Source organism: Candidatus Poribacteria bacterium, assembly GCA_021162805.1.
GTDB lineage: Bacteria > Poribacteria > WGA-4E > B28-G17 > B28-G17 > JAGGXZ01.
This window is the reverse complement of record JAGGXZ010000019.1, coordinates 21,147-27,282: the sequence shown is the minus strand read 5'-3', so window position 1 is coordinate 27,282 and position 6,136 is coordinate 21,147. Positions and strand designations below refer to the sequence as shown.

General features: G+C 51.6%; 7 protein-coding genes. 3 read left to right on the top strand and 4 right to left on the bottom strand.

From position 1 onward, the window contains the following. Positions 1-243: 243 nt before the first annotated feature. From speD to J7M22_01545, 3 genes are read left to right on the top strand one after another with little or no spacing between them, the layout of a single operon-like run. Positions 244-681, top strand: coding sequence for an adenosylmethionine decarboxylase (gene speD, locus J7M22_01555; protein MCD6505286.1), 438 nt, complete (start codon positions 244-246; stop codon positions 679-681). After that, a complete protein-coding gene (gene speB, locus J7M22_01550; GenBank protein MCD6505285.1) occupies positions 681-1,565 on the top strand; it encodes an agmatinase in 885 nt (294 codons plus the stop codon). The genes speD and speB overlap by 1 nt, the downstream gene beginning before the upstream one ends. Positions 1,566-1,570: 5 nt before the next feature. Further along, positions 1,571-1,927, top strand: coding sequence for a TraR/DksA family transcriptional regulator (locus tag J7M22_01545; protein ID MCD6505284.1), 357 nt, complete (start codon positions 1,571-1,573; stop codon positions 1,925-1,927). Here the strand turns inward: J7M22_01545 and J7M22_01540 are convergent. The 4 genes from J7M22_01540 to J7M22_01525 all read right to left on the bottom strand — a co-directional run bounded on the left by J7M22_01540 (position 1,920) and on the right by J7M22_01525 (position 6,119). Beyond that, the gene (locus tag J7M22_01540) at positions 1,920-2,825 is read right to left on the bottom strand and encodes a DUF58 domain-containing protein (protein MCD6505283.1); all 906 of its coding nucleotides are present in this window, start codon (positions 2,823-2,825) and stop codon (positions 1,920-1,922) included. The two genes, J7M22_01545 and J7M22_01540, sit on opposite strands and share 8 nt — an antisense overlap. Continuing rightward, a complete protein-coding gene (locus J7M22_01535; GenBank protein ID MCD6505282.1) occupies positions 2,825-3,373 on the bottom strand; it encodes a BMC domain-containing protein in 549 nt (182 codons plus the stop codon). The genes J7M22_01540 and J7M22_01535 overlap by 1 nt, the downstream gene beginning before the upstream one ends. 110 nt (positions 3,374-3,483) lie before the next feature. Continuing rightward, positions 3,484-4,638 carry an MFS transporter gene (locus J7M22_01530; protein MCD6505281.1) on the bottom strand — a complete coding sequence of 385 codons (1,155 nt, stop codon included), beginning with the start codon at positions 4,636-4,638 and terminating at the stop codon, positions 3,484-3,486. Further along, complete coding sequence (locus J7M22_01525) at positions 4,638-6,119, bottom strand: hypothetical protein (protein ID MCD6505280.1); 1,482 nt, start codon at positions 6,117-6,119, stop codon at positions 4,638-4,640. The genes J7M22_01530 and J7M22_01525 overlap by 1 nt, the downstream gene beginning before the upstream one ends. Positions 6,120-6,136 lie beyond the last annotated feature (17 nt).

Here is a 6,136-nt window from a genome sequence, read left to right as displayed (position 1 = left end):
TCCATAAGATAGGATATCATCACTATGGGGAAGAAGATCTCCATTTGTTTTCTCCTTTTACAGTTCCTTTTTAGAGATGATACCTTCTCCCCCTTTCATCTGGCAACCAAAATCTGCGGAACTATAGGATAATGGGGAATTTCTGAGCCCTTTGGGTTCCCCTTGACATTTTACGTCTTAATGATATAATTTTCAGCCGCTTTGGAAGGGATAGCTCTCAGCAGTCAGGAGGAACGGGAAGAGATGAAAAAAGGGTTTGGCCCGCACTTGATTCTGGATGGGTATGAGTGCAACAGAGAGAAGCTCTCAGACCTCGATTTCATATACCGATTTCTGGACGTCCTTCCGGAGAAGATCGAGATGAGCAAGATCGCCCCTCCATATGTGACCCGATATACCGCCGGTAAACCGGAAGATTGGGGCATATCGGGGTTCGTCATAATCGCCGAAAGTCACATCAGCATCCATACCTTCCCCGAAAAGCTCTACCTGAGCGTGGACGTCTTCTCATGCAAGCCGTTCGACACGAGTATAGCCATTAAGCTCACCGAGGAATGGTTCGAAATAGGAAGGATGGAGTATCAAGTTCTGGACCGTGGGAGGGACTTCCCGCACGATATCTTCCTGTCCGCAAGGGTGGTCAATAAGGACAGGCAGAAGATCGTGAAACTCGTGAGATAATGACTTATGAGAGGGCCCTGCCCTATAATTTCATGGGTATTGAGGGGCCCTTTTCTAGGTTTGATAACGCTTCCGTTTTGATCCTTCCGGTTCCATATGAGGGGACAACCTGTTATGGCGCTGGAACCAGAAGGGGACCAAAGGCTATAATAGACGCCTCCAGGTCTCTCGAGCTTTACGATGAGGAGATCGGGGAGGAAATCTACAGGTGTGGCATTCATACTCTCCCTGAGATGGAGCCCCTCGTGGAGGGGCCAGCCTTTATGGTCGAGCGGATATCAAGTATCGTTGAAGATCTCTATCAGACCGGTAAGCTTATCGTCCTGCTGGGAGGGGAACATACGATAAGCATCGGCGCGGTAAGGGGAATATCGAGGTATACCGATCTATCCGTACTTCAGATAGATGCGCACGCCGACTTAAGGGACTCCTACCAAGGATCACCTTACAGCCACGCCTGTGTCATGAGAAGGGTAAGGGAGGTTTGCCAGGGAGCTGTTCAAGTAGGCATCAGAAGCATCTCAGCGGAGGAGATGGAGTTCGTTGTAGATAAAAAACTGGAGGACGAAATCTTCTTCATGAAGGACATCATCGGTGATGAGGAATGGAAGGAGAATGTAATCCGGAAACTGGGTCAAAACGTATACATAACAATCGATCTGGACGGACTTGATCCGGCAATAATGCCGGCCGTGGGGACGCCGGAGCCGGGCGGACTGGGGTGGTATGAGGTGTTGTCCCTTCTGAAAGAGGTAGCTGAAGCCAGGAAGGTGGTGGGATTTGACGTTGTGGAGCTGGCACCCGTTCCCGGACTGATCGCTCCCAACGTCCTGGCGGCCAGGCTCATATATAAGCTGATCGGCTATATCCTTTTAAGGGGGTGAATGAGTTGCCGAGGTTGGACCTGGAGAAGTTCAAAAGGCTGTTGTTGGAGGAGAAAAACAAGATCCTCTCAAAGTATGAGGATCAGGAGATAATCAAGGCGGAGGACGAAGGCGCAACCGACATCGCCGATGAGGCGAATGAATCGAATGAGAGGAGGCTCATGCAGAGCTTGGGAGCGAAGGATGCTGCTGCGCTCAGACAGATCAAATATGCCCTTCGAAGGATAGAGGAGGGCACATATGGGATCTGTGCCAAATGCGGACAACCTATCCCCGAAAAGAGGCTTGAGCTGATTCCCTATGCTATGTTCTGCGTGCCATGTCAGGAAAGCGAAGAGAGGAAATCCGGGGGTTTCAGATAAAACCAGCCCTTTTGGAGAGATATGCCGATAACGCATAATCGAAAGGGGTGTGGGTATCCATGAGGACGTAATCGACCGAGCTGGCGCCACACCCCTTTCTATAGGACTCAATAAAGTCTTCTATCCCCTTGAGATATCCGGATCGCAGAGAACCGGCGTCGGTATTCAGTTTCTCTCCCGTCTCGAGATCCCTGAACATCACCGAGCCCTTAAACGGAAAGGTCAGCTCGGAACGATCCATCACGTGAAAGACGATCACCTCATGTTTTGAATGTCTTAAGAGTTTAAGTCCCCTGATTACCATCTGAGGTTCATCGAGGAGGTCCGAGATGAGGATTATCAAACCGCGCCTGACAATTCTCCTCGCCAGCTCCTGAATCGCTTCTCCGATGCTCGTCTTGCCTCCGGGTGAGGCCTCCTCGAGAGCGGTGGTTATGAGATGCAGATGGGAGGATTCTCCTCTAGGTGGGATGTATCTGGCAATAGCGCCATCGAACAGGGCCAATCCGACATAATCCCGTTGTCTGAGCATCAAGTAGCTCAGCGAAGCGGCCAGATAACAGCCGTATTCCAACTTGCTCAAATCTCCGCTCCCATATCCCATTGATCCGCTGGTGTCGAGGAGAATATACGCCTTCAGGTTGGTTTCCTCCTCGAATTTCTTTATGTAAAACCTATCGGATTTCCCGTAAACCTTCCAATCTATATGCTTGATCTCATCGCCGGGCATATATTGTCGGTGCTCGGCGAATTCGACGCTATAACCTTGATATGGGCTCCTATGGAGGCCCGATATAAATCCCTCCACCACTAATCTCGCCACGAGCTCCAATCCCCCGAGTTTTGACAAGGCTGCGGGGTCGAGGAATTTATTATGTCTTTTCCCTTCCGTTCTCATCACAGTATATTGGATATCAGATCAGGATGGGGAGATGGGATGACCTGGCTATCGACGAGCTGTCCGTTTTCGATAGCGTATCTCGATCCCGCCTCCACAGCCGCTCTGACGGAGCTAACGCTTCCGGTCAGGAGTACAAAGGCCTTGCCGCCTAACCCCCTAGCTATTCTCACCTCAATCAACTTCACGCTAGCCGCCTTCGCCGCGAGGTCCGCTGCCACTATTCCGGAAGCCACGGAGAAGGTTTCGATTATACCCAACGCCTTAATTTCCTCGATCTGGGTGGTCGCGCTCAGGGCCGGAAACAGATCCTCATGCACATTCGGAATCACGAGGGTGTCGACTACCACGGCAGATGCAGCGTTGATTCCGGCATCAACGGAGCTTCGAACAGCTGCAACCTCCCCGCCGACTATAGCCACATATTTTCCGGGACAGACGGGAGTTGCCTGTAGAAGTTGAACCGAAGCAGCTTTTACCATAGCGTCGGCGGCCATAATACCCTGTGCTACGCTTTTAAACTCAATCATCCCCACCGCTAGAGGCATCTTTCACCTCAATTCCATAACATCAACGGAAGATATTCTAACAAACTTTCCATCCCCACGCAAGTCCATTTAGCTCCTCCGCCACTTGGCTTTTAAGTTCATCGAGCTCATTAAAGCTTCTCATCCATACTTCTGCGATGCCCGAGGAGGGTAAAGATCAAAGTCAATAGCAGGGGGAGCAGCGATAACGTTCCTATTCCAACTCTCAGGTTCCATCTATCGGCTATTGCGCCGACCATAGCCGGAAATATCATGCCGCCGGCATTTCCTGCTGCACTCAGAAGTGAAAACATCGTTGCCCCGCCCCCTAGAAAGATCTCAGAACTACAGGCAAGCACCGTCGGCCAGAATATCGAGACGAAAAACCCGAGGAGGGAAAAGGAAATCACGACCGACGTTCCGCTTCGAAACAGAGCCGATAGAGCCAGAAGCAACACACATGAGAGAGAAGCGAACCTGAGAATTCCCATCGGATGAGCCCTACCGCCTATCTTGCTCATCGTCATACGGCCAAGTGCCATGGCTGTGCTGAAAAGCACGAGTCCGAACGCGCCGCCGAAACGCGAAAGACCCAATACCTCCTCCAGATATGCCGGTATCCACTGCGCTGCCCCTAGCTCCGTGCCTCCCCCTAACAACATCGCCAGAAGAAGAAGGATGAAGATCGGATGCACCATCAGACCGATCCCGAAGAAGCGTTTGTAATCGGAGGACGGAAGCTCAGGGATAGAGGAGGTAAGATACCCGACTCCGAACAGAAGGGAGGGAAAGATACCGAGCAGATAGACATATCTCCAAAGCAATCCCATCCTCAAAAATAGCGATGCCATAAGGACGGTCAATACGGCACCTATGGAGTAGAAGGCATGGCAGAAATTTATGGCTCTCGTCCTGTTTTCGGGCGTTAGAATACAGATGAGAGGGTTTACGAGGACCTCCAATATGCCGCTACCCATTCCCATCAGAAAGGCTCCGAAAACTAAAACCTGAAAGATAGAGGAGAGAGTACTCATCAGAAGGCCAAAGATTTGGAGAATGGAAGCTGAAATCAGAAAGGGTTTAACACCGAATCTGTCAGCGAGCGGACCGGTCAGGATTATCGTTAATGCAAAGCCCCAAAAGAGAGTTGAAAGCAGCATGCCGCCCTGTGTATCGCTCAGGGAAAAGTCACCTTTTATCGAGGTGAGACAGGTCGGTGGGAGGTTGACCATCACAGCTATAGCTATCATCGAGATATAAGAGCTTATAAGCAGCCGTCGTATCATCAGCGCACCCGAATCGGAAATTTTCTCACCTCATCAGGGGACAGCGTGAGCGATATCCACTCATCACCCTGCCTCCGCCATGAGAATTCCACCGTCCTCTCACTTCCATTGAAAAACAGCACTTCGCCTTCATCTCCCACGGGCGGTTTTACAAGTGAAACGATCTCCTTCGGCAGTATAACTTCGATCGTCGGCATCAGGCCGCCCAGAACCTCTCTGGTACCCAAAAGCAAGGGACCATAGCAGCCCGTCACCGCTCCCTGTCCCCAATTTCGACCATGTCCCGCCGCCACGGAACATATCGCTCCGCCCATATCAGCATGTTCCCTCCCCCCACGAAGTACCCTTCGTGCCATCATCAGCTTTGTGGCCGCGTTTTTAAAAGCGCGCCTGGCATACTCCACGTCGCCTGTTACATGATAGGCGAGCGTTAGGGCTGCTGTTGAGGGCTCGTGGGTGGGTCTGACCGACCCGTCATCCGACCACAGGCCCCAGTAGATCATATCCTTTCGTTTTCCAACCCCCCGCTCTCTTCGACGCCAACTCTGAGGAAATACCATGGCGAGGTCGGAATCGCTCTCAGGTGGAATTCCCTCCAGCACTTTGATCATGCTATCGTCGAGGGAGATATCCTGGAAGGTCCATCGATAATACCACACCGCTGCCGCACCTGGATCGGCATATGGGTCTAGCAGTTCACCGATCAACGGTTCGACCATCTTGCGGGATGCTTCCCTAAACACTTCATCGCCCGATATCAGGAAGAGGTCGCCGAAGGCATAGATCGCTCCGGATGCCAGCAGATTTTCCACCCCTGCCAGCGGGTCGCCCGGGACGTGATGTTGGCTACAGGCCATCTCCCTCTGTTGGGGCGATTTAAGCTCAGATTCATATATACCTTTCCCGTTGGCATCCCACATGACCGGTATCGGGTTATCCCCCGATTCCAAGATAAGATGCGCTCGACGTCTACCATATCGAATCGCCCAGTCCAGATATCTCTCCTTTCCCGTAACCCTATAGGCCGCCAAGGCGATATGTATAAACCTGATGTGCTCCGCCACCTCATAGGAATAACGTGGATCATCATCAACAACTTGCGTCCCCAGATAATAACTTCGAAACCGATCAGCGTTGTAATCATACCATTTCGGTATTTCCTCAACCCAGTTGCCGATGTGATGCGCGGCGTCCTTGAGAAGAGCCCTCGCCCTCTCGTCATAGGGAGCCAACGCCAGATATCTCGGCAGAAACAGAAGAAACGGTTCAGGTCCGTGATGAACATCGGCTTTAGGTGGATATCCGTGAAAGCATCTCTCCCTGACCCACTTGATTAGATCGGCCAGTAGACTTCGGAAATGATCCATAACCTTCCCGTCACCGCTCACCAGATAATGGTGAAACCAGGTCAGGGCGTAATTGGCCTCATCCTCTCCGCCCCCATGTGGTCCGGGCCTATCCATAAGAAGGCTCTGATCCAACCACTTCGATACCTCCC

Coding starts and splice junctions, on each gene's coding strand:
- speD (MCD6505286.1), top strand. CDS start 244: ATGAAAAAAGGGTTTGGCCCGCACTTGATTCTGGATGGGTATGAGTGC.
- speB (MCD6505285.1), top strand. CDS start 681: ATGACTTATGAGAGGGCCCTGCCCTATAATTTCATGGGTATTGAGGGG.
- J7M22_01540 (MCD6505283.1), bottom strand. CDS start 2,825: ATGAGAACGGAAGGGAAAAGACATAATAAATTCCTCGACCCCGCAGCC.
- J7M22_01535 (MCD6505282.1), bottom strand. CDS start 3,373: ATGCCTCTAGCGGTGGGGATGATTGAGTTTAAAAGCGTAGCACAGGGT.
- J7M22_01530 (MCD6505281.1), bottom strand. CDS start 4,638: ATGATACGACGGCTGCTTATAAGCTCTTATATCTCGATGATAGCTATA.